Raw genomic sequence first — 21596 nt, 5'->3', positions numbered from 1 at the left:
CAAGCGTTGGTTAACTCAGCGGCCGTCGGCCGCCGCCAGACCGATCAGCTCAATCGGTGGTTGACGACGGCTTAGCAGCTTGCGGACAATTCGACGACGATTGCACTCAGCTCGGCCAGCGCCAGTCGCGCACTTCCGGCATGTCGTCGCCATGCTCGGCAATGTAGAGTTTGTGCCGCTGCATCGTCGCCCAATAGCGCGACGTGGCCGCCTCGACCTCGCCGGCGAGCCGCGGAATGCGGCGGATCGCGTCGAGGGCGAGCCGATAGCGGTCGAGATCGTTGAGGACCACCATATCGAACGGTGTTGTGGTGCTCCCCTCCTCCTTGTAACCCCGCACGTGGATATTGAAGTGATTGTGCCGGCGATAGGTCAGCCGATGGATCAGCCAGGGATAGCCGTGGAACGCGAAGATCACCGGCTTGTCGGGCGTGAACATCTCGTCGAAGCGGCGATCGTCGAAGCCGTGCGGATGTTCCGAACTCGGCTGCAGCACCATCAGATCGACGACATTGACCACGCGGATCCGAATGTCCGGGACGTATTCCCGCAATAGCGTGACCGCCGCCAGCGTCTCGACGGTCGGAACGTCGCCGGCGCAGGCCATGACGACATCCGGATCGCCCCCGTCGTTGCTCGCCCACTCCCAGACGCCGGCACCGGCTGAGCAATGCCGCACCGCGGCGTCCATATCGAGCCATTGCCACTCGGGTTGCTTGCCGGCCACGATGACGTTGACGTAGTTGCGGCTGCGCAGGCAGTGGTCCGCGACGGACAGCAGCGAGTTGGCATCCGGCGGCAGATAGACCCGAACCACGCTCGCCTTCTTGTTGAGGACGTGATCGATGAAGCCAGGATCCTGGTGCGAGAATCCGTTGTGGTCCTGCCGCCAGACGTGCGAGGTCAGCAGATAGTTCAGCGAAGCGATCGGACGCCGCCACGGGATCGACGCCGTGGTCTTCAGCCATTTGGCGTGCTGGTTGAACATCGAGTCGATGATGTGGATGAAGGCCTCGTAGCACGAGAACAGGCCGTGGCGCCCCGTCAGCAGATAGCCTTCGAGCCAGCCCTGGCACAGATGCTCGCTCAGCACTTCCATCACCCGGCCGTCCGGGCCGAGCGCGATGTCGACGCTCTCGACGTCCGCCATCCATTCCTTGTCGGTGACCTCGAGCACGCCGTCGAGACGGTTGGAAGCCGTTTCATCCGGGCCGAACAGACGGAAGTTGCTGGTCTCGAGGTTGTCGCGCGTCACGTCGCGCAGGAATGTGCCGAGCACGCGCGTCGCTTCGGCCTTGACGGCGCCGGGCGCAGCGAGTGCCACGGCGTAGTCCCGGAAGTCCGGCATCGACAGCGGCTGCAGCAATTCGCCGCCATTGACGTGCGGATTGGCGCTCATGCGGCGATGGCCGGTCGGCGCCAGCGCCGCGAGATCGTCGCGGAAGCGTCCGTTCGCGTCGAACAATTCGTCCGGACGATAGCTGCGCATCCAGTCTTCCAGCAGCCTGATATGCGCGGGGTCCTTGAAATCGGCGATCGGCACCTGATGGGCCCGCCAGGTGCCCTCCACCGGCTTGCCGTCGACTTCCTTCGGACCGGTCCAGCCTTTCGGCGTGCGCATCACGATCATCGGCCAGCGCGGCCGCGCCGTGACGCCACCGTGCCGGGCGGCGGCCTGAATCGCCTGGATATCGGCCAGCGCTTTCTCCAGCGCGGCGGCGAGCGAGTGATGCACCACGGCCGGATCGTCGCCCTCGACGACGATCGGCTCATAGCCGTAGCCGCGCATCAGGTCGGTCAGTTCCTGACGGCTGATGCGGGCGAGCACGGTCGGATTGGCGATCTTGAAACCGTTGAGGTGAAGGATCGGCAGCACCGCGCCGTCACGCGCGGGATTGAGAAACTTGTTGGAGTGCCAGCTCGTCGCCAGCGCGCCGGTCTCGGCCTCGCCGTCGCCGACGATGCAGGCGACGATCAGATCCGGATTGTCGAACGCCGCGCCGTAGGCATGCGCCAGCGAATAGCCGAGCTCGCCGCCTTCGTGGATCGAGCCGGGGGTCTCCGGCGACACGTGGCTTGGCACCCCGCCCGGCCAGGAGAATTGGCGGAACAACCGCTGCAGGCCGTTGCGATTGCGCTCGATCGCCGGATAGCGCTCGGTGTAGGAGCCTTCGAGATAGGAATTCGCCACCAGGCCGGGACCGCCGTGGCCCGGACCGATGATGTAGATCATATCGAGATCGTGCGCGGTGATCATCCGGTTGAGATGCACGTAGAGCAGGTTCAGCCCGGGAGTCGTGCCCCAGTGCCCGAGCAGGCGCGGCTTGAGATGCTCGATCCGCAGCGGCTCGTCGAGCAGCGGGTTGTCCTGCAGATAGATCTGCCCGACCGACAAGTAGTTCGCGGCACGCCAATAAGCGTCCATCTTCTGCATCAGTTCGTTGGACAACACATCCGACATCACATTCTCCGCCTCTGCATTCCAAATCTCATCCGCGCGCTCGCGCCGGCGTCCGTCGCTGATCGCGCGATCGAGCAAGGTGCGGTCGCGCCTTAGCCCAATGGCGATCAGTGTCAGTCTGGCCTGACATTAGCGCTCGCGAACGCGACGCAATGCAAGACCCGGACGTTGCCGGAGATCGTCGGCCATCCAATTGTTGAGATTACGGCGATGAAACCATGATGACAGCGTTTGACGCAGATCAACCGGGATGCCGCATTCGGTTGATTGGGATCAATGTGTTTGACCTTCAACCACGGAAGATGCCGGCCGTCAGCGCAGCGGAACTCCAGAGGCCAAGCATGTCTGAGTCCCAGCTCCGTCAAAACATCCTTGACGAGTTCGAGTTCGATCCGAGCTTCAACAGCGGACATATCAATGTCGCTGTCGAAGGCGACATCGTGATCCTCACCGGTCACGTCATCAGCTATGCCGAGAAGCTTGCCGCGATTGCGGCAACGCGTCGCGTCAAGGGCGTGCACGCGATCTCGGAGAACATCGACGTTCGTTATCCCTTCACCAAGACGGATGACGATCGCATCGCGCAGCGCGCGTCCGACATTCTCGACTGGAACGTGCTGGTGCCGGCGAACTCGATCGAAGTACAGGTCGAAGACGGCTGGCTGACGCTGAGCGGCACGGTTGACTGGCACTACGAACGCGCCGCGGCGGAAGACGACGTCCGCAAGCTCGCCGGCGTCGTCGGCGTGACCAACAACATCGTCATCAGCAATCCGCTCGGCGATCATGCCTGCATCCGATCGTGCCTGGAGTCGGCCCTCGAACGTCACGCCGAACTCGCATCGACCGGCATTCGCGTGACCGTGAAGAACGGCAACATGGTGGTGCTCGAAGGCCGCGTTGAAACGTGGGATCAGCGCCGCGCCGTGCAGAACGCCGCATGGTCGACGCCCGGCGTCGCCGCGGTCGATGACCGCCTGATGATCAACTGATCGTCGTTGATTTCTTCGACAGAGCCGTCAAAGCTGACAGCGTCCGGAGTGAGGGACGTAGCAGGTCAGCTACGAGCCCTTGGTCGATCGATTGTCGGACCTTCGAAGTACGTCTTTAAGCTCGCACGCTCGTCCCGGCCGTGTCGGTCCGGATCAGCATGGCCGCCGACCACCGGCCGGCGTCGTTCAAGACAATTAAGCGTCTTGCCGGCTGGCCGACATATCCGCCGGTCTGCCCGAGCGCGTCGGCCGCAGCGCGGAGTCGCGGACGATCGTCACCGTGCAGGTCGCCTCACTCGCCACCTTGGCTGAAACGCTGCCGCCGAGTGTGCGCAGCATGGAATTGCGCCGCGCGCCGATCAGGATGTGATCGACCCGGCTCGCCTCGGCGAATTCGAGAATCGCCGAGGCCGGATCGACCGCTTCCAGCACATGCGCGGTCAGCCGATCGTCGGACAGCTTCAGCGGCTCGGCCCAGTGCCGCAGCGCGACCAGGCGATCGACGTGCTTGTTGTGGCCGTGCTCGTCCAGCGTCCGGTCGATGGTCATGCGGCCGAGCTTGAGCACGTTGAGGCAGGCAAGCCGCGCCGAGGGCAGCGTCGCCAGAATGCGACCGGCAGTGATCCGCAATTCCTCGTTCAGCTCCGCGGCGCCCTCGGCCACATCGATCGCCACCGCGACGATCGGCGCCGAGGCGAGATGCGCCGCCAGCGTCTCCCTGCGCGGGCGTGTCAGCTCCTTGTTGAAGCGGCGACGCAGCACCGTACGCAGCGGATCGCGCTTCAGCTTCTCCGAACGCGTGGTGAGCTTCACCTCGCTGGGATGCGTGAGGTCGAACACCAGCTGCGCCGCGGTCGGGTAGCGCCACTCCGGCTGAATCTCAAGACAGCGCAGCACCACCTCCTGCAACCAGGGCGGATAGTCCGGCCGCAATTTGCGCGGCGGCACCGGATCGCGCCACAGCCGCCGGCGCATGCCGTACATCGTTTCGGTCTCGCCGAACGGCCGGATGCCGGTGGTGAAGAAGTAGAGCAGCACACCGAGCCCGAACAGATCGCTGCGCGGATCGTTGCGCACGCCGAGCAATCGTTCGGGCGCCATATAGGGCGCGGTACCGAACGGCAGACGAAACTCTTCCTGCATCAGATCAGGCAGTTGATCGCTGCAGGCGAGCCCCATATCGAGCATCACCGCCTCGCCGCTCGGGCGAAACATGATGTTGCTCGGCTTGATGTCGTGGTGGATCACATGCTGCCGATGCAGGTCCGCCACCGCGACGGCGATCTTGGCCGCAAGGCCTACGGCTTCGTCGTAAGGCAACGGCAGATCCGGCAGGCGCGACAACAGCGGCTCGCCCGCGATCCGCTCCATCACGATGTAGGGGTGCCGGGAGAAATCGGCCAGCGCGACGAACTGCGGGACGTGCGGCCCGCGCAGCCGCGGCATCAGCATCTGCTCCATCTCGAAGCTGACGATCGCGGCCGGATCTTCGCCCTCTCCCATGCGCGGGATCTTCATCACCATCGGCATCGGGTTGTCCGCCCTGCGGACCTCGAACAGCGAGGCCATGCCGCCGCGATGCAGCGCGCGCTCGATGATGTATCCGTCGATGTCGCTGCCGGGCTCGAAGGTCGGGCTGTCCATCGCCGTCACCGTCCGGCCAGTAATCGCTCGGCGAGCCAAACCGGCAGTCCGTTGTTGCGGATCCGCCTTGCTGCGCCTTCGACGTCGTACGGCACGCGGCAATAGGTCAGTTCGTGCTTGACGGTGTCGTAGAGCGCATAGGCGGCGGCCGGATTGCCGTCGCGCGGCTGGCCCACCGAACCCAGCACGGCGAGCCATTGCCGCCCCGGCAACAGATGCACCGGCACGTCGGAGGTCGGCACGAAGGTCGTCATCTTGCCGGTGACCGACAGCGAATACAGCGCCGGCTTGTGGACGTGGCCGCAGAACGTCACATGCGCGGCGACCGACTGCATGCTGCGCGAGGCGATCGAGGTGTCGGTGACGTAGATCCAGTTGTCCGGCCGCGTCGCCTCGGAATGGACGAACAACAGGTTGCTCTCCTCCTGCTTCATCGGCAGGTCGGCGAGAAACCGGCGCTGCGCGACGTCGAGCTGGCCGCGCGTCCATTCGATCGCGGCTTCGGCCTCGGCATTCATCTGCACCTTGGGATTGCCGACCGCGCTGTCGTGATTGCCGAGAACCGCGATGGCGCCGCTGCCGACGAGATCGATCACCGTGCCGACCGTCCAGTCCGGATCGCCGCCGTAGCCGACATAGTCACCGAGCAGAACGATCTTCTCGGCCCCCTGCTCGCGCGCTTTGGCCAGGCATGCCGTGAAGGCCTGCCGGTTGGCATGAATGTCGGCGAAAAGCGCAAGCAACAAATCCACCTCCCATGTAGTTCGATCCGCTTTGCCAGCGGCGTCTCTTGTTGGCAGCGCCCGGAGCGGCGCGGCGGCGGCGATGTCATCAGTTCGACGGGGTGCCGTTCGAGCTCGCGCACCTGTCTTTGATCCATCGCAAGCCTGTCGCACTCCTTGATCTGGCGCAATGGGGCGCCCGACGAGGGTCAGTATATCAGCAAAACAATCGCGTTGGAGGCGCCCATGACTGCATCCGGCAATCCAGACCCCAACAACGCACCCGTCACCGATGCCGTCGCGGCCGATGCTGTCGCTGCTGTTGTTAGCGAGTGGGAAGAGATCACCGCCAGTCCGGTCGAGCTCGAAGCCTTCGGACGCGCGATGGCCAATATGGTGAAGGACCTCGGACTGTCACCTGCCGAAGTGCGCGCGCTCGCGACCAAGGGCAGCAGCGCCAAAGAGCTGCCCTGCCTGCTGGACGCATTGCGCATCAGCATCCGGGCGCTCGCCGAAAAGGAGCCGATGCTGCTCAACGACCTGCGGCGCACCTGCGCGATGTGCGAGCACAAGGTGGAGTGCGACGCGGATATCGCCGCCGGCACTCTGGTGCCGGCCTATCAGAACTATTGCCTGAACGTCGACACGCTCGACGCACTTCAACACGACGCCAACTTCACCGCGGAGTCCTGACGTCCGACACCGCGACGGAGCGAAGACGACCTGCCGAGTTCGTCGAGGCTGGTCGAAGCTTCCTCACTACCAATGCACCATCTTGTTTGATCTGCGTCAATAATCCTTGACACTCCATGTGTCATCGTTTCTTGACAATCATGGGAGAAATGTCAGTGCGCATCCTTCTCATTCACCCGAATTACCATTCCGGTGGCGCCGAAATTGCCGGCCACTGGCCGCCGGCTTGGGCGCCTTACTTGGCGGGCGCGCTGAAGGCGAACGGATTCACCGACCTCAAGTTCATCGACGCGATGACCGAGGATACAACGGACGAGCAGTTGGCGCAGCTCATCGCCGACTACAAGCCGGACTTGGTCGGCACGACGTCGATCACGCCGTCGATCTACAAGGCCGAAGAGGCGCTGAAGATCGCCAAGCAGGTCAACCCGAAGATCGTCACCGTGCTCGGCGGCGTCCACGCCACGTTCATGTACCAGCAGGTGCTGTCCGAGGCGCCGTGGGTCGACGTGATCGTTCGCGGCGAAGGCGAAGAAATCATGGTCGAGCTGGCGCGCGCCGTCGCGTCCGGCCAATGGCCGGCGAACCGCGAGAGCATCAAGGGCCTCGCCTACACCGAGGGTTCGAACGGCGAGAGCAAGATCGTCGCCACTCCCGCGGCGCCGACCGTGAAGGACCTCGACGCGATCAGCCCCGACTGGGGCGTGCTCGACTGGTCGCTCTACAAATACATTCCGATGAACACCCGCGTCGCGATCCCCAACATGGCGCGCGGCTGCCCGTTCACCTGCTCGTTCTGCTCGCAGTGGAAGTTCTGGCGCGACTACCGCGTCCGCGATCCGAAGAAGGTGGTCGACGAAATCCAGGAGCTGGTCGAGAAGTATCAGGTCGGCTTCTTCATTCTCGCCGACGAAGAACCGACCATCAACCGCAAGAAGTTCATCCAGTTCTGCGAAGAACTGATCGCGCGCGGCCTGAACAAGAAGGTGCAGTGGGGCATCAACACCCGCGTCACCGACATCCTGCGCGACGAGCAGCTGCTGAAGTTCTACAACGAAGCCGGCCTAATGCACGTCTCGCTCGGCACCGAAGCGGCGGCACAGCTCAAGCTCGACCTGTTCAACAAAGAAACCAAGATCTCCGACAACAAGAAGGCGATCCGCTTGCTGCGCGAAGCCGGCATCGTCGTCGAAGCCCAGTTCATCGTCGGCCTCGACTCCGAGACCCCGGAGACGCTGGAAGAGACCTATCGCATGGCGATGGACTGGAAGCCGGACCTCGCCAACTGGTCGATGTACACGCCGTGGCCGTTCACGCCGCTGTTCAAGGAACTCAGCGACAAGGTCGAGGTGTTCGATTTCGCCAAGTACAACTTCGTCACGCCGATCGTGAAGCCGGCGGCGATGGAGCGCGGCGAGCTGCTCGACCGGGTGATGAACAACTATCGCCGATTCTACATGTACAAGGCGTTCTTCTCCTATCCCTGGTCGGGCACCGGGAGACGGCGCCGCTATCTGCTTGGCTGCCTGAAGGCGTTCCTGAAGGCCGGCTTCGAACGCAAGTTCTACGACCTCGGCCGCGTCGGCTATTGGGGGCCGCAGTCGAAGAAGAAGGTCGACTTCCACTTCGACACCACCCGCAAGATCTCGCACGCGCAGATGGCCGATTGGGAAGCCAATGCCGACCGTTCGCGCAAGTCGGCCGCCTCGCAGATGGCCATCGTCTCGGCCTGCGGCGGCGGCTCGGAGCAGATGACCGAGCCGACCAATTGTGAAGTCGCCAAGGAAACATTGGCGGACACTGTAGCCAGCCGCATGGTGGACACCGCCAATGACGCAGGTTCGCTCACCCGCCACTGACAGCGGGATGCCGGCGGTGTCCGAGATCGGACCCAACGCCGTCATCCAACTGATCCACGCGCTCGACGCGGCCGGTCTCGAACCGGCCGCCGCCGAGATCTTCTCGGAGGCGGCGGCGAGCGACTGGCTCGCCCATCCGCCGACCGCGATGGTGGACGAACGCCCGGTGGCCGCGATCCATCAGGCGGTCCGCCGCGTGCTGCCGCAACCGCAGGCCGCCGCGATCCTCGCCGACGCGGGGCTGCGCACCGGCGACTACATCCTGGCCAACCGGATCCCGAAGCTGGCGCAGGCCGTGCTGAAGATCATGCCAGCCTCGATCGCCGCCCGAATGCTCACCAAGGCGATCACTGCGCATGCCTGGACCTTCGCCGGCTCGGGCAAGTTCTCGGCACAGACCGGCAAGACCGTCACCTTCGAGATCGCCCACAATCCGCTGTGCGCCGGCGAGCATGCCGATCATCACGTCTGCGTCTGGCACGCCTCCGTATTTCAACGGCTGTTTCAGGCGCTGGTCTCGCCCTATACCCGGGTGACCGAGACCACCTGCGGAGCCCGCGGCGATGATTGCTGCCGCTTCGTCGCGGACTGGACCACGATTCCGGACGCCGCCAACATTTACGCCAGCCGCCGATCGACGCCGATCGCCGGCAGTTCTGAAACCATTTCCGCGCGTTGATCCGCGGACGATGTGAGAGACCAGCGATGTCGTCTGCCCTCGAAAAATACGCCAAGAGCTCGGTGCCGCGTTACACCAGCTATCCGACCGCTCCGCATTTCGCCAAGGAGTTCCCGGAGTCGGTGTATCGCGGCTGGCTCGCCCAGCTCGACACCGACGAGCCGATCTCGCTGTACCTGCATGTGCCGTTCTGCAAGCAGCAGTGCTGGTACTGCGGCTGCAACATGAAGCTCGCGTCGAAATACGGACCTGTCGCCGACTACGTCGAGAACCTGATCGACGAAATCGATCTGGTCGCCGACGCGATGCCCGGCACGATGCCGGTGCGCCACCTGCATTTCGGCGGCGGCACGCCGACCGTGATCTCGCCCGAGGATCTCGGGGCGATCATGACGCTGCTCCGCGAGCGCTTCGAATTCGTGCCCGATGCGGAGCTGGCGATCGAAAGCGATCCGCGCACGCTGACCGACGAGATGGTCGCGACCATCGGTGAGCTCGGCTTCACCCGCGCCAGCTTCGGCGTGCAGGAATTCGACCCCAAGGTCCAGGCCGCGATCAACCGCATCCAGCCGCCCGACATGGTGGCGCATGCGATGACCCGCTTCAAGGCGGCGGGCGTGTCGAAGATCAATTTCGACCTCATCTACGGCTTGCCTTATCAGACGGCCGGCGACTTGAAGCGCACGGTCGAGCAATGCGTCGAGATGCAGCCCGACCGCGTGGCGCTGTTCGGCTACGCGCACGTGCCGTGGGTCGCCAAGAACCAGCGGATGATTCCCGACGATTCGCTGCCGAAGTCGGAGCTGCGCGCCGAGCAGGCGGACGCCGCGGCGGAGGCCCTGATTGCTGGCGGCTACGTCCGCATCGGCATCGATCACTTCGCACTGCCCGGCGACTCGCTGGCCGTCGCGGCGAAGACCGGCGAACTGCACCGCAACTTCCAAGGTTACACCGCCGACGCGGCTCAGACGCTGATCGGCATCGGCGCGACCTCGATCGGCCGCACGCCCAGCGGCTACGTTCAGAACATCGTCGAGACCGGCGCGTGGGCTCGTGCCGTCGCGGCCGGCAAGCTGCCGGTGGCGCGCGGCCACGGCCTTACCCAGCAGGACAATCTGCGGGCGCATGTGATCGAGCGCATCATGTGCGACGGCAAGATCGACCTCGCCGCGGCGGGCCGTGCGTTCGGCTACGCCGACAACTGGTACGCGCCCGAGGAAGAAGCGCTTGCCGAACTGCAGCGCGACGGCGCCGTGGTCTGCGATCACGGCCGGCTGACGCTGACGCCCGAAGGCGTGCGGCTGTCGCGCGTCGTCGCCTCGGTGTTCGACACGTATTTGCGCAATTCGAACGTGCGGCACTCGATCGCCGTTTGATCTCGCCGACCAGATCCCGTTCGAACGCGCGCCCTCGCGGCGCGCGTTTTGCCTTTTGACGCAGGTCAAATCACGCCTTGCGATCCGGTGCATATGTACCTCAAGCGGTAATATGTCAGGGAGATGAGGTCCGCCGGCTCGCCGTCTTAACGGAAAATCGCTCATGCTGATGGCCACATCGGCCCTGGTCGCAGACCGTTAAGCTCCGGCGCCTATCGCTGCCACGACCGGACCGATCGAGGGATCACCAATGACCCACAAACTCAAAGTCACTGAGGATATGGTCGCCAAGGCCACCGCTGCATTCCGCGCCGCCGGCGGCAGCGACGCCGTCTGCCTGCGCGCCGCGCTGGAAGCCGCGCTCGAGAACCAGACGTTCTCGGTCGGCGACGAAGTCACCGCCCACGGCAACGTCACCGGCATCATTCTGTCGATCAATGGCGACGAGGCGCTGATCTCCTGGTCGTGCCGCGGCAAGACCATCACCAAGCTGTCCGAGCTCGATCACATCGAGCACGCCGACTCGGTGTCGTCCGAGCATTTCGCGGCCTGATTATCCGGGCGGGGTGCTGGCACCACAGCCGGTGCCCATGCCGCCGGGACCGGGAGTAAGCCGGGACCACGGCCGAACTCCACAGAATGCTGGCCAAGTTAGCTGCAACAGCGACCGGATTGCAGTCACTCCGCTTGACAAAGCGGCATCCGGACGGCGGAATCCCGCGATCTGATCTGCCGCGGGACGGGCATGACCGGTTTTCGTAAGTTTACCAGCCTTCATCTGGCGCTCGCGCTGGGGGCAGCAGCGCTGCCCGCGGACGCGCGCGCCGAATGGTGGCCGAGCCGCGCCCCGGTCGACTACGAGGATTGCGTCGAGAAGGGCGAGAAGACCGCCGACACCAAGGAAGCCAAGGCTGCCCTTGCGGCGCAGTGCGACGCCAAATTCGCCGGCCGCCGCAAGCCGGGCGGCGGCTACACTTATTTCGACTTCATGCAGAACCGCAACTTCGACATTGCCGGGCCCAACCCGACGGCCGAAGAACTGCGCAAAATGGACGAGCAATACACCGAGTTTCTCGACCAGCGGCGCCGGACGATTATCGCGGCGGCGTTCGCGGCGCGGCAGCAGCAGATCGCCGCGCTGCAGGCCCAGCAGCCGGTCGAAGCCGCCCAGGCGGCCAAGCCGCGTCCGGCCGTCGAGAAGCCCCGCACCGCGGTCGCCAAGCCCCGTCCGCGCCCCGACAAGCCGCGCACCGCCAAGCAACGGCAACGCCCCGAGCCATCGGCCAAGTTCGCTTGCGAGGGGGACCCGGTGTCCTGCGGGCTGACCGGCTTGTCGAAGGGCTTCACCGCGGTGAAGACATCGCTGTTCGGATCGGCGGCCAAACCGGGCCGTTGAGCCGCCGCGTGGACCGATCGGACGCGCGACTTGATCAGTCGCAACGCGGCAGCCGGCGAACAGCGTCAGATCAGCGACTGGATCGCTGAATCACATCCATCAGCTCGGCGATCTTCTGGCGCTGATCGGTCTTGTCGCCGCTCGCGATCGCGTGCTCGACGCAATGCGCGACGTGATCCTTCAGCACCTCTTCCTCGACCCGGCGCAGCGCCGCGCGGACCGCGGAGATCTGCGTGACGATATCGATGCAGTAGCGGCCTTCGTCCATCATTCTGGAGATGCCGCGAACCTGCCCCTCGATCCGGCCGAGGCGCTTCTGACATGACGTCTTGATGTCTGACTTCATGGCGGATATATACCCCTACACGGTATGGGTTTCAAGCGGCAAGGTGATGCGAATGCGCGGTACGGATCAGGTCAAGGACACCAGCGCGGCCGGAGCATCGAGCTGCTGCGGTTCGGCGCCGAGCAACGACGCCGCCCCTGCTACCACCGGCTCGTGCTGTGGCGGCCATGGCGATGAGGCGGCGCCCGCCGCTGCGACGAAGGCGATCGATCCGGTCTGCGGCATGACCGTCGATCCCGACATCACCGCGCATCGTTTCGATCACGACGGCACCACCTATTATTTCTGTTGCGCCGGCTGCCGCAGCAAATTCGCCGCCGATCCGGCCGGCGTGCTCGCCAAGGCCGCGCAACCTCTGGTGCTGCCGCCCCAATCGCCGCCGAAGCCGGCCGTGAAGCTGCATCAGCTGACCGATTTCGCCGCTCCGTCGTCCTGCTGCGGCGGCCATGATCATGGTCACGACCATGCTCATCATCACCACCACGAAGAGGCCGCTGCCGACGGCAAGGTGATCGACCCGGTCTGCGGCATGACGGTCGATCCGGCGACGGCGAAGCATCGCTTCGACTATCAAGGCCAGACCTATTACTTCTGCGCCGCGAGTTGCCGCAGCAAATTCGCGGCCGATCCGGTGTCCTATCTTGACAAGTCGAAGGCCAAGCCGGCTCCGGCCGTGCCGGAAGGCACGATCTACACCTGCCCGATGGACCCGCAGATCCGCCAGATCGGCCCCGGCACCTGCCCCATCTGCGGCATGGCGCTGGAGCCCGAACTGGTGTCGCTCGACGACGCGCCCAATCCGGAACTCATCGACATGACTCGCCGGTTCTGGATCGGCCTGGTGATGGCGCTGCCGGCTGTCGTGCTGGAAATGGGTGGCCATCTGGTCGGCGGCCACGGCCTGATCGACCCGGTGCTGTCGAACTGGATTCAGCTCGCCACCGCGACGCCGGTCGTGCTGTGGGCCGGCTGGCCGTTCTTCGTGCGCGGCTGGCAATCGCTGGTCACCCGCAACCTCAACATGTTCACGCTGGTCGCGATGGGCACCGGCGTGGCCTACATCTACAGCGTCGTGGCGACGCTGGCGCCGCAGGCATTTCCGCCGGCGTTCCGCGGCCATGGCGGCACCGTGCCGGTGTATTTCGAAGCGGCCGCGGTGATCACCGTGCTGGTGCTGCTCGGCCAGGTGCTCGAGTTGCGCGCCCGAGAGGCGACCTCCGGCGCCATCAAGGCGCTGCTCGGGCTGGCGCCGAAGACCGCGCGGCGGATCGAGGCCGACGGCAGCGAGCGCGAGGTCGAGATCGACAGCCTGGCGGTCGGCGACACGCTGCGCGTGCGCCCAGGCGAAAAGGTCCCGGTCGACGGCGTCATTCTCGAAGGCCGTTCGTCGCTCGACGAGTCGATGGTGACCGGTGAGTCGATGCCGGTGACGCGCGAGGCCGGCGGCAAGGTCGTGGCCGGCACGATCAATCAGTCCGGCGGTTTCGTGATGCGGGCCGACCAGGTCGGCCGCGACACCATGCTGTCGCGCATCGTCCAGATGGTCGCGCAGGCGCAGCGCTCGCGCGCGCCGATCCAGGGCGTCGCCGATCTGGTCGCCGGCTGGTTCGTGCCGGCGGTGCTGCTCGCCGCGATCGCAGCCTTCGCCGCCTGGGCAACGTTCGGTCCGGAACCGCGGCTGACCTTCGCGCTGGTCGCCGCCGTGAGCGTGCTGATCATCGCCTGCCCCTGCGCACTCGGCCTCGCCACCCCGATGTCGATCATGGTCGGCGTCGGCCGCGGCGCACAGGCCGGCGTGCTGATCCGTAACGCCGAAGCGCTGGAGAGGATGGAGAAGATCGACACGCTGGTGATCGACAAGACCGGCACGCTGACCGAAGGCAAGCCGAAGGTGACGGCGATCGTTACGGCAGACGGAGTCGAGGAGACCGACCTGCTGCGGCTCGCCGCCAGCGTCGAGCGCGCCAGCGAACATCCCCTCGCCCATGCCATCGTCAGCGCCGCGACCGAGCGCAAGATCGACCTCGCCGAGGTCGCCGAGTTCGATGCCCCGACCGGCAAAGGCGCGTCCGGCAAGGTGGCAGGTCGCGCGGTCGCGATCGGAACCGCCAGCTATCTCGGCTCGCTCGGCATCGAGACCTCGGCGCTGCGCGACAAGACCGAGCAGATGCGCGCCGACGGAGCCAACGTCGTCAGCGTCGGCATCGACGGCAGGCTCGCCGGCCTGATTGCGATCGCAGATCCGGTAAAGGCCTCGACGCCGGATGCGCTGACGGCGCTCGCGGCGGATGGCCTGAAGGTCATCATGCTGACCGGCGACAACCGCACCACCGCAAACGCGGTCGCCCGCAAGCTCGGCATCGCGGATGTCGAAGCCGAGGTGCTGCCCGATCAGAAGAGCGCCGTTGTCGAAAAGCTGCGCCGGCAGGGCCGCGTCGTCGCGATGGCCGGTGATGGCGTCAACGATGCGCCCGCGCTCGCCGCGGCCGACGTCGGCATCGCGATGGGTACCGGTACCGACGTGGCGATGGAAAGCGCCGGCATCACGCTGCTGAAGGGCGATCTCGGCGGCATCGTCCGCGCGCGGAAGCTGTCACGCGCCACCATGCGCAATATCAGACAGAATCTGTTCTTCGCCTTCGTGTATAATTCGGCCGGCATCCCGATCGCCGCCGGCGTGCTGTACCCGACCTTCGGGCTGCTGCTGTCGCCGATCATCGCGGCTGCGGCAATGTCATTGTCGTCGGTGAGCGTGATCGGCAATGCGCTGAGGCTGCGTGCGGCCGATCTGAAGTGATCATTTATTGCGACTGATAGCCGCCGGCACCCCATTGATCTACCGCAAGGATCGGGACGTCGCGGTCACTATCTTCGCGGTGGAATTTTGCCGCAGCCGCAGCCGCGGTCTTTCCGGTCAGCGAGCAGTCGAGGTCGGCCATGTCACGAATCATTGAAATTCTTCACGACGAGCACCGCAACATCGCGAAGCTGCTCAACGTGATCGAGCGCGAACTCAGCGTGTTCGACCGCCGCGAACGGCCCGATTACGAAATCTTCCAGGCCGTGATCCAGTACTTCAGGGAGTATCCGGAACTCTGCCATCACCCGAAGGAGGATGTGGTCTACCAGATCCTCAAGGAGCGCAATCCGGCGGTGGCCGGTGCGGTCGGCGATGTCGAGGCCGAGCACCAGGTGGAAGGCGAGCGCCTCGCCCGCTTCGCCCAGGTCGTCAACGACGTGCTGGCCGATCAGGAACTGCCGCGGCAGACCTTCCACGCCGCCGCGACGGACTTCCTCGAACATCAGCGCCGGCACATGGCCAAGGAAGAGCAGTTGCTGTTCCCCGCCGCGCTGGAGACGCTGACCGCGGACGACTGGGCCAAGATCGACTCGCGCATCGAGGCCAGCAAGGACCCGATGTTCGACGGCGAGACCGCCAGCAAATTCCAGAATCTCTACGCGACCATTCTGCGCTGGGAGCAGGAGACCGAGGAAGACCGCGGCCGCGCCGCCGCGACAGCGGCCCGATAATCAAGCTCCGGATCGCGACGACCGCCGCGAGACTGCGGCGGTCCCTTGCGCGACCGACAGCCGATCAGGCGCCCTGCTCTTCGCCGGCGTAGTCGGCCCAGCAATCCGGCGTCTCGTAGACCCGGACATTCGACAGCGCCGCCAGCGTCGGCTTGGTGCGGTCCCAGATCCAGATCGCGATGTTTTCGGCGGTCGGATTCTCCAGCCCCTCGACGTCATTCAGGCAATAATGGTCAAGCCGCGCCAGCAGCGGGCCGAACGCCGCCTCGATCTCGAAGAAGTCCAGCACGAAGCCGGTCTTGGGATTCACCGGCCCGGAGAGCTCCAGCTCAACCCGATAGGAGTGTCCATGCATCCGCTTGCAGCGGTGCGTCTCGGGGACATGCGGCAAATGGTGAGCGGCTTCGAACCTGAATGCTTGGGTGATCTTCATCGATGTCGGGGGTTGGGGCGCCGGGCGCCGGTCGGTTGCGGCGGACCCTATCCGAGCGCCGCCGGCATTTGAAGCCGGCGGCCGGAGAAATCGGCTCTCCGGATCGCATGGCGGGGCAGCGGTTCAGGCCGGGCGATCTCGTCTTTGGCCCCGCCGCTGGCCCCCTCGGCTGAAGCCGCGGCGTGTTATCCGCAGATGCGACTGCGGGATTCATATATTCACAACCACCCCGTAGTTTTCCGGACCATCCTCAGACTCCGTTAAGCGCTGTCCGTGCAACTTGTCCGCAACTTCGGGAGCTCAAATGACTCGCCCAGGATTCAACTTCAGGGACTTGGCGCCCTCCGCCTTGACCAGGCGATGTTGAGCGTCCCTACACTCTGGGTTGTATTTCTCATCAATTTCTTCGCCTTGGGTCTGGTCTGGACCCATGTGATGCGAAGCTATCCGAGCTTCACGCCGGCGCGTTACTGGACCGCCGGCAGCTTCATTCTATCCGCAGGCGCTGCGATCGGAATGCTGCGCGGCGTGGTCGACAACACCGCTCCGCTGATCGTGGGCGGTGGCGCGATCGTGCTGGCCGCCAGCCTGACCGGCATGGGCATCTTCAAGTTCTACGGCCGCCGGCTGAGCTGGTGGTTGGTGATCGGCTTGACCCTGTGGTGCATGACGGGGCTCGCCTTCTTCCTGCTCGTCGTCGACTCGATGGCCGCGCGGATCATCACCTACTCCGTCACCCAGGGCGTCCCGATTGCCCTTGCGCTTCCGGTGCTGCTGAACCGCACAGCCCGACAGAATCCCGGCGCCCGGATGACCGGTACCGTCGCGATCCTGATGCTCGTGACCTACACGGTGCGCTCGGTTGCGGCCCTGATGGGTGTCGGCGGCGAATTGAGCGTCGTGCATTTCAACGACTTCCAGGCGGCGATGGTGCTGATGCTGGTATTCCTGTCGATGGCGCTCAATTTCGGGCTGCTGCTGATGGCGATCGACCGGCTGCGCTCCGAAGTCGAAAACCTCGCCCTGGTCGACGACCTCACCGGCATCGCCAACCGCCGCCATCTTCTGCAGCGGATGCAGGAGCAGTGCGCGATGTCGATGCGCAGCGGCGAGGCCTTTGCGGTGCTGGCGATCGATCTCGATGGCTTCAAGGCGATCAACGACAGCCACGGCCACGCGGCGGGCGACGAATGCCTGCGCCGGTTCGCGCGCGCCGCGCAGTCGCGGCTGCGGCCGGGCGATCTGCTGGCGCGGACCGGCGGCGACGAATTCTGCGTTGTGATGCCCGCCACCACGCTGCGCGAAGGCGCGATGTTCGCCCGCTTCATCATCGAGGAGAGCCGCAGCCTGACGCAGCAGGATGGTGACGGCAAGATCACCATCGCCGCCTCGATCGGCGTGGCGCAATGGACTTTCCAGGTCGGGCTGCACCCCGAGCGGCTGATCGCGGCCGCCGACGCGGCGCTGTACAACGCCAAGAAACTCGGCAAGGATCGCTACGCGGTCCACGATCCGGCCTCGGAGACGACGCCGTCGCTGTTGCCGCCGCTGCGCAAGATCGCCTGATTTCGCCCCACCGCGAGGCTTCCGCCGATGTTGGCTCGGCTGTTTGGACTGGCGCTACTGAGCGCTGTCGCCCTGCCACTTCAAGCTGCGCTCGCCGAACCGCTTTCACCCGAGCTGACCGCCCTCGCCCGCAGCGCCGGGACGCCCGACATTCCCGGACTGCGCATTGTCTGGCTGGCGCCGTGGGGTGACTATCGCAAGGCGCCGTGGCGCAACATCCTGGTGCATCAAACCGAAGGACCGGCCGGCTCGGCGCGCAACGGCGCGCGCGAACAGGCGAAGAATCCGACCCGCCGCGGTGTAACGATCTGGGTCGAGACCGACGGCACGGTGTATTGGGCCGTGCCCGAAACCGTCATCACCACCCAGGGTGACGGCGCCAACCGCACCGACAACAAATACATCGACAACAAGCCGACCTATCGGCAGGTCACCCGCGCCAATTCGATCGGCATCGAATTCGCCGGCAACTATCCGGACGTCACCGCGCCGGCCACACCGGCGCAGATCGCAACGTGGCGCGTGCTGGTGCGCGTGCTGCAGGCCCGCTACGACATTCCGGCCGAGCGGATCTACGCCCACAACTGGATCGACTACAAGGACGCCCGCTATTGCGAAGGCTGCGAGCTCGCCAGGCTGGCGCGCGATCCGTCGTTCTAACGCCTCGGCCGCTCAGCCCAGCAACGTCGACTGGATGGTGTGCAGCCCGATCACGATGGTCAGCACGCCGACCGTGATCTGCAGCCCGCGATTGACCACGGTGAGTCCCCGCGCCGAGATCACCAGCGGCACCGCGATTGCCGCCGACAGTGCGCCCATGCCGACCATCGAGCCAAGTCCGAACAGCGCCACATAGAGCAACCCCTGCGCCGGCGTCGGCGCCTGCGACACCGCCAGCACCAAGAGCGCCGCCGAGCCGGCCATGCCGTGCATCAGGCCGACGATCAGGGTCCGCCAGCGGAAACCGTGCTCGTGGCGATGCGCCGCGGGGGCGTCGTGCCGCGCCGGCTGGCCGGCATGACTGTGCAGATGGATGTGCCGCGTGCCGTCGCCGTGCTGGTGCACATGCACGTGGACGCGATCCCGCCACAGCCGCCACAGCAGATGCGCGCCGAGCCCGACCAGCATGATGCCGACCGCGCCTTCGAGCGGCTCGGCGATGTGATCCGGGATGGCGTGACCGAGCACGATCGCAGCGCCGGCGAACAGGAACAGCGTCAGCGTGTGCCCCAACCCCCAGGTCAGCCCGTGCTTGACGATGTCGCGAATGCCGCTGCGCCGCGCCGCGATCGTCGACACCGCGGCGATATGATCGACCTCGAGCGCATGCTGCATCCCGAGCAGAAACCCCAACCCCAGAATTGCGAACATCGGCCCCCGATCGTCTGCGTTGCGCCGGCAAATTGCGGCAATACCGGAATGGTGTAAGTTCGCGATCACAACACGGCCGCAGAGCCGGAACAAGGGAGAAACCAGCATGTTCGCCAGACCATTGGCGGCGGCAATGATGACGTCCGCGCTGCTGTCACCGTCCGTCGCCTCGGCGCAAGTTTCAGACGACGTCGTCAAGATCGGCGTCCTCACCGACATGAACGGCCCGGCCTCGACGCCGACCGGCCAGGGCTCGGTCACCGCCGCGCAGATGGCGGTCGAGGATTTCGGCCGCAGCGTGCTCGGCAAGCCGATCCAGGTGATCGTCGGCGATCATCAGCTCAAGCCGGACATCGGCGCAACTCTGGCGCGGCGCTGGTACGACGTCGAGCAGGTCGACCTGATCGTCGACGTGCCGGTCTCCGCGGTCGGCCTCGCCGTGCAGAACATCGCCAACGAGAAAAAGCGGATGTTCATCACGCAATCGACCGGCGCGGCTGATTTCCACGGTAAGTTCTGTTCGCCTTACGCGATGCAGTGGGTCTTCGACACCCGCGCGCTGGCGGTCGGCACCGCGCAGGAAGTGGTCAAGCGCGGCGGCGACAGCTGGTTCTTCATCACCGACGACTACGCGTTCGGCCAGTCGCTGGAGAAGGACGCCGCCGCGGTGGTCACCAAGACCGGCGGCAAGGTGCTCGGCTCGGTGCGCCCGCCGTTCGCGACGCCCGACCTGTCGTCCTTCGTGCTGCAGGCGCAGGCCTCGAAGGCCAAGATCATCGGCATCGCCGGCGGCCCGCCGAACAACATCAATGAGATCAAGACCGGCGCTGAATTCGGCGTGTTCAAGGGCGGCCAGCAGATGGCGGCGCTGCTGGCGCTGATCACCGACATCCACTCGCTCGGCCTGCCCGCCGCGCAGGGCCTGCTGCTCACTACGTCGTTCTATTGGGACATGGACGACAAGACCCGCGAATGGTCGAAGCGCTACTTCGCCAAGATGAACCGGATGCCGACAATGTGGCAGGCCGGTGTGTACTCGGCGGTGACGCATTATCTGCAGGGCATCAAGGAGGCCGGCACCGACGAGCCGCTGAAGGTGGCCGCCAAGATGCGCGAGAAGCCGATCGAGGACTTCTTCGCCCGCAACGGCAAGCTGCGCGAGGACGGGCTGATGGTGCACGACCTGATGCTGGTGCAGGTGAAGAGCCCGGAGGAGTCGAAATATCCGTGGGACTACTACAAGATCCTCACCAAGATCTCCGGCGAGGACGCGTTCGGCCCGCCTGATCCCGCCTGCCCGCTGGTGAAGAAGTAGCTCGCTTCACAATCATCGTCTATGATTCGTCATGCCCGGGCTTGTCCCGGGCATCCACGTCTTACAGCCTCGCGATCTCGAAGGCGTGGATGGCCGGGACGAGCCCGGCCATGACGGCGTGAGACGATCATCGTATCAAAAAGGTGCCCCATGGATTACCGCCCGCTCGGCCGCAGCGGCCTGAAGGTCTCGCCCCTGTGCCTCGGCACCATGATGTTCGGCGGCGCGACCGACGAGCCGACCTCGGCCCGCATCATCGACAAGGCGCGCGAGGCCGGGATCAATTTCATCGATACCGCCGACATGTATTCGACCGGGATCTCCGAGCAGGTGGTCGGGCGCGCAATTGCCGCGCAGCGCGATCACTGGGTGCTGGCGACCAAGCTTGCCAACCAGATCGGCGATGGCCCGAACCGCGGCGGGCTCTCGCGCCGCTGGGTGATGCAGGCCGCCGACGCCAGCCTGACGCGGCTCGGCACCGACTGGATCGACATTTATTATCTGCACAAGGAAGACCACAGCACGCCGCTGGACGAGACCGTGCGGGCGATCGGCGATCTGATCCGCGCCGGCAAGGTCCGCTATTTCGGCGTCTCGAATTACCGCGCCTGGCGCATCGCCGAGATCTGCAATCTGTGCGACCAGCTCGGCATCGATCGCCCGATCGTCAGCCAGCCCTATTACAACGCGATGAACCGAATGCCCGAGGTCGAGCAGATCCCGGCCTGCGGCTTCTATGGTCTCGGCGTCGTGCCGTATTCGCCGCTGGCGCGCGGCGTGCTCACCGGCAAATACGCGCCCGATGCCGCCCCCGACAAGGACAGCCGCGCCGGCCGCGCCGACAAGCGGATGCTGCAGACCGAGTGGCGGCCGGAATCGCTGGAGCTGGCGCAGCGGATCCGCGCGCACGCCGAAGCCAAAGGCGTCACGGCCGGCCAGTTCGCGGTGGCCTGGGTATTGAACAACGCGCTGGTGACCTCGGTGATCGCCGGGCCGCGCACGGAGGCGCAATGGGACGATTATGTCCGGGCGCTCGACGTGACGTTCACCGCCGAGGACGAGGCGCTGATCGACAGTCTGGTCGTCACCGGTCATCCCTCGACCCCCGGTTACAACGACCCCGCCTATCCGATCGAAGGCCGGCCGGTGCGCCATCCGGGCTGAGCGGACCGGCTCTCAGATGGAACAATTGCGGCCGATCAAGCTGCGTCG

The 21596-nt window shown here is 65.4% G+C and carries 20 protein-coding genes; 13 read left to right on the top strand and 7 right to left on the bottom strand.

Annotation, left to right across the window (positions count from 1 at the left end):
• Window positions 1-106: 106 nt before the first annotated feature.
• The gene (locus tag ACFFJ6_RS05395) at window positions 107-2461 is read right to left on the bottom strand and encodes a phosphoketolase family protein (protein WP_378385128.1); all 2355 of its coding nucleotides are present in this window, start codon (window positions 2459-2461) and stop codon (window positions 107-109) included.
• Window positions 2462-2802: 341 nt separating this feature from the next.
• Here ACFFJ6_RS05395 and ACFFJ6_RS05390 point away from each other — a divergent pair, with 341 nt between their 5' ends.
• Window positions 2803-3453, top strand: a complete 651-nt coding sequence (locus ACFFJ6_RS05390) for a BON domain-containing protein (protein ID WP_378385126.1) — start codon at window positions 2803-2805, stop codon at window positions 3451-3453.
• Window positions 3454-3648: 195 nt separating this feature from the next.
• On the opposite strand, the gene ACFFJ6_RS05385 is transcribed toward ACFFJ6_RS05390, so the two are convergent.
• Together ACFFJ6_RS05385 and ACFFJ6_RS05380 are read right to left on the bottom strand one after the other, a co-directional pair.
• Window positions 3649-5097 carry a serine/threonine protein kinase gene (locus ACFFJ6_RS05385; RefSeq protein ID WP_378385124.1) on the bottom strand — a complete coding sequence of 483 codons (1449 nt, stop codon included), beginning with the start codon at window positions 5095-5097 and terminating at the stop codon, window positions 3649-3651.
• 5 nt (window positions 5098-5102) lie between these two features.
• Entirely contained in the window at window positions 5103-5843 is a 741-nt protein-coding gene (locus ACFFJ6_RS05380) for a metallophosphoesterase family protein (RefSeq protein WP_378385122.1), read from the bottom strand.
• A 222-nt stretch (window positions 5844-6065) separates the two neighbouring features.
• On the opposite strand from ACFFJ6_RS05380, the gene ACFFJ6_RS05375 reads away from it, so the two are divergent.
• The 6 genes from ACFFJ6_RS05375 to ACFFJ6_RS05350 all read left to right on the top strand — a co-directional run bounded on the left by ACFFJ6_RS05375 (window position 6066) and on the right by ACFFJ6_RS05350 (window position 11822).
• Window positions 6066-6512 carry a hypothetical protein gene (locus tag ACFFJ6_RS05375; RefSeq protein ID WP_378385120.1) on the top strand — a complete coding sequence of 149 codons (447 nt, stop codon included), beginning with the start codon at window positions 6066-6068 and terminating at the stop codon, window positions 6510-6512.
• Window positions 6513-6667: 155 nt separating this feature from the next.
• Window positions 6668-8371, top strand: a complete 1704-nt coding sequence (bchE, locus tag ACFFJ6_RS05370) for a magnesium-protoporphyrin IX monomethyl ester anaerobic oxidative cyclase (protein ID WP_378385118.1) — start codon at window positions 6668-6670, stop codon at window positions 8369-8371.
• Window positions 8343-9050: a bacteriochlorophyll 4-vinyl reductase gene (bchJ, locus tag ACFFJ6_RS05365; RefSeq protein WP_378385116.1), complete on the top strand. Its 708-nt coding sequence runs from the start codon at window positions 8343-8345 to the stop codon at window positions 9048-9050. The genes bchE and bchJ overlap by 29 nt, the downstream gene beginning before the upstream one ends.
• A gap of 26 nt (window positions 9051-9076) precedes the next feature.
• A complete protein-coding gene (gene hemN, locus ACFFJ6_RS05360) occupies window positions 9077-10426 on the top strand; it encodes an oxygen-independent coproporphyrinogen III oxidase (protein WP_378385114.1) in 1350 nt (449 codons plus the stop codon).
• Window positions 10427-10676: 250 nt separating this feature from the next.
• A complete protein-coding gene (locus tag ACFFJ6_RS05355; protein WP_378385112.1) occupies window positions 10677-10979 on the top strand; it encodes a preprotein translocase subunit YajC in 303 nt (100 codons plus the stop codon).
• Between the two features lie 192 nt (window positions 10980-11171).
• A complete protein-coding gene (locus tag ACFFJ6_RS05350) occupies window positions 11172-11822 on the top strand; it encodes a hypothetical protein (protein WP_378385110.1) in 651 nt (216 codons plus the stop codon).
• Window positions 11823-11892: 70 nt separating this feature from the next.
• On the opposite strand, the gene ACFFJ6_RS05345 is transcribed toward ACFFJ6_RS05350, so the two are convergent.
• The gene (locus ACFFJ6_RS05345) at window positions 11893-12168 is read right to left on the bottom strand and encodes a metal-sensitive transcriptional regulator (RefSeq protein WP_378385108.1); all 276 of its coding nucleotides are present in this window, start codon (window positions 12166-12168) and stop codon (window positions 11893-11895) included.
• Window positions 12169-12391: 223 nt separating this feature from the next.
• On the opposite strand from ACFFJ6_RS05345, the gene ACFFJ6_RS05340 reads away from it, so the two are divergent.
• Entirely contained in the window at window positions 12392-14965 is a 2574-nt protein-coding gene (locus tag ACFFJ6_RS05340; protein WP_378385743.1) for a heavy metal translocating P-type ATPase, read from the top strand.
• 4 nt (window positions 14966-14969) lie between these two features.
• On the opposite strand, the gene ACFFJ6_RS05335 is transcribed toward ACFFJ6_RS05340, so the two are convergent.
• A complete protein-coding gene (locus tag ACFFJ6_RS05335; protein WP_378385106.1) occupies window positions 14970-15107 on the bottom strand; it encodes a hypothetical protein in 138 nt (45 codons plus the stop codon).
• Here ACFFJ6_RS05335 and ACFFJ6_RS05330 point away from each other — a divergent pair.
• Window positions 15106-15699 carry a hemerythrin domain-containing protein gene (locus ACFFJ6_RS05330; RefSeq protein ID WP_378385104.1) on the top strand — a complete coding sequence of 198 codons (594 nt, stop codon included), beginning with the start codon at window positions 15106-15108 and terminating at the stop codon, window positions 15697-15699. The genes ACFFJ6_RS05335 and ACFFJ6_RS05330 overlap by 2 nt on opposite strands.
• 64 nt (window positions 15700-15763) lie before the next feature.
• Here the strand turns inward: ACFFJ6_RS05330 and queD are convergent, their stop codons facing one another.
• Window positions 15764-16132, bottom strand: coding sequence for a 6-carboxytetrahydropterin synthase QueD (gene queD / locus ACFFJ6_RS05325; protein WP_378385102.1), 369 nt, complete (start codon window positions 16130-16132; stop codon window positions 15764-15766).
• A 360-nt stretch (window positions 16133-16492) separates the two neighbouring features.
• Here queD and ACFFJ6_RS05320 point away from each other — a divergent pair, with 360 nt between their 5' ends.
• On the top strand, window positions 16493-17698 hold the full coding sequence (locus ACFFJ6_RS05320) for a GGDEF domain-containing protein (protein WP_378385100.1): 1206 nt from the start codon (window positions 16493-16495) through the stop codon (window positions 17696-17698).
• Window positions 17699-17725: 27 nt separating this feature from the next.
• Window positions 17726-18358, top strand: a complete 633-nt coding sequence (locus ACFFJ6_RS05315) for a peptidoglycan recognition protein family protein (protein ID WP_378385098.1) — start codon at window positions 17726-17728, stop codon at window positions 18356-18358.
• Between the two features lie 12 nt (window positions 18359-18370).
• On the opposite strand, the gene ACFFJ6_RS05310 is transcribed toward ACFFJ6_RS05315, so the two are convergent.
• On the bottom strand, window positions 18371-19069 hold the full coding sequence (locus tag ACFFJ6_RS05310) for a sulfite exporter TauE/SafE family protein (protein WP_378385096.1): 699 nt from the start codon (window positions 19067-19069) through the stop codon (window positions 18371-18373).
• 106 nt (window positions 19070-19175) lie between these two features.
• On the opposite strand from ACFFJ6_RS05310, the gene ACFFJ6_RS05305 reads away from it, so the two are divergent.
• Both ACFFJ6_RS05305 and ACFFJ6_RS05300 read left to right on the top strand, forming a co-directional pair.
• Window positions 19176-20384, top strand: coding sequence for an ABC transporter substrate-binding protein (locus ACFFJ6_RS05305; RefSeq protein WP_378385094.1), 1209 nt, complete (start codon window positions 19176-19178; stop codon window positions 20382-20384).
• A gap of 150 nt (window positions 20385-20534) precedes the next feature.
• Window positions 20535-21548: an aldo/keto reductase gene (locus ACFFJ6_RS05300; protein WP_378385091.1), complete on the top strand. Its 1014-nt coding sequence runs from the start codon at window positions 20535-20537 to the stop codon at window positions 21546-21548.
• Window positions 21549-21596: the final 48 nt, after the last annotated feature.

The organism is Rhodopseudomonas telluris, assembly GCF_042432815.1.
GTDB lineage: Bacteria > Pseudomonadota > Alphaproteobacteria > Rhizobiales > Xanthobacteraceae > Rhodopseudomonas > Rhodopseudomonas telluris.
This window is presented reverse-complemented; position numbering and strand designations above follow the sequence as displayed.

Bases quoted from the DNA above. Each gene is read 5' to 3' on its own strand.
- ACFFJ6_RS05305 (WP_378385094.1), top strand. From the start codon at position 19,176: ATGTTCGCCAGACCATTGGCGGCGGCAATGATGACGTCCGCGCTGCTG.
- hemN (WP_378385114.1), top strand. From the start codon at position 9,077: ATGTCGTCTGCCCTCGAAAAATACGCCAAGAGCTCGGTGCCGCGTTAC.
- ACFFJ6_RS05350 (WP_378385110.1), top strand. From the start codon at position 11,172: ATGACCGGTTTTCGTAAGTTTACCAGCCTTCATCTGGCGCTCGCGCTG.
- ACFFJ6_RS05390 (WP_378385126.1), top strand. From the start codon at position 2,803: ATGTCTGAGTCCCAGCTCCGTCAAAACATCCTTGACGAGTTCGAGTTC.
- ACFFJ6_RS05395 (WP_378385128.1), bottom strand. From the start codon at position 2,461: ATGTCGGATGTGTTGTCCAACGAACTGATGCAGAAGATGGACGCTTAT.
- ACFFJ6_RS05310 (WP_378385096.1), bottom strand. From the start codon at position 19,069: ATGTTCGCAATTCTGGGGTTGGGGTTTCTGCTCGGGATGCAGCATGCG.
- bchJ (WP_378385116.1), top strand. From the start codon at position 8,343: ATGACGCAGGTTCGCTCACCCGCCACTGACAGCGGGATGCCGGCGGTG.
- ACFFJ6_RS05355 (WP_378385112.1), top strand. From the start codon at position 10,677: ATGACCCACAAACTCAAAGTCACTGAGGATATGGTCGCCAAGGCCACC.
- ACFFJ6_RS05345 (WP_378385108.1), bottom strand. From the start codon at position 12,168: ATGAAGTCAGACATCAAGACGTCATGTCAGAAGCGCCTCGGCCGGATC.
- ACFFJ6_RS05385 (WP_378385124.1), bottom strand. From the start codon at position 5,097: ATGGACAGCCCGACCTTCGAGCCCGGCAGCGACATCGACGGATACATC.
- ACFFJ6_RS05300 (WP_378385091.1), top strand. From the start codon at position 20,535: ATGGATTACCGCCCGCTCGGCCGCAGCGGCCTGAAGGTCTCGCCCCTG.
- ACFFJ6_RS05320 (WP_378385100.1), top strand. From the start codon at position 16,493: ATGTTGAGCGTCCCTACACTCTGGGTTGTATTTCTCATCAATTTCTTC.
- ACFFJ6_RS05340 (WP_378385743.1), top strand. From the start codon at position 12,392: ATGACCGTCGATCCCGACATCACCGCGCATCGTTTCGATCACGACGGC.
- ACFFJ6_RS05330 (WP_378385104.1), top strand. From the start codon at position 15,106: ATGTCACGAATCATTGAAATTCTTCACGACGAGCACCGCAACATCGCG.
- ACFFJ6_RS05375 (WP_378385120.1), top strand. From the start codon at position 6,066: ATGACTGCATCCGGCAATCCAGACCCCAACAACGCACCCGTCACCGAT.
- ACFFJ6_RS05335 (WP_378385106.1), bottom strand. From the start codon at position 15,107: ATGGCCGACCTCGACTGCTCGCTGACCGGAAAGACCGCGGCTGCGGCT.
- queD (WP_378385102.1), bottom strand. From the start codon at position 16,132: ATGAAGATCACCCAAGCATTCAGGTTCGAAGCCGCTCACCATTTGCCG.
- ACFFJ6_RS05315 (WP_378385098.1), top strand. From the start codon at position 17,726: ATGTTGGCTCGGCTGTTTGGACTGGCGCTACTGAGCGCTGTCGCCCTG.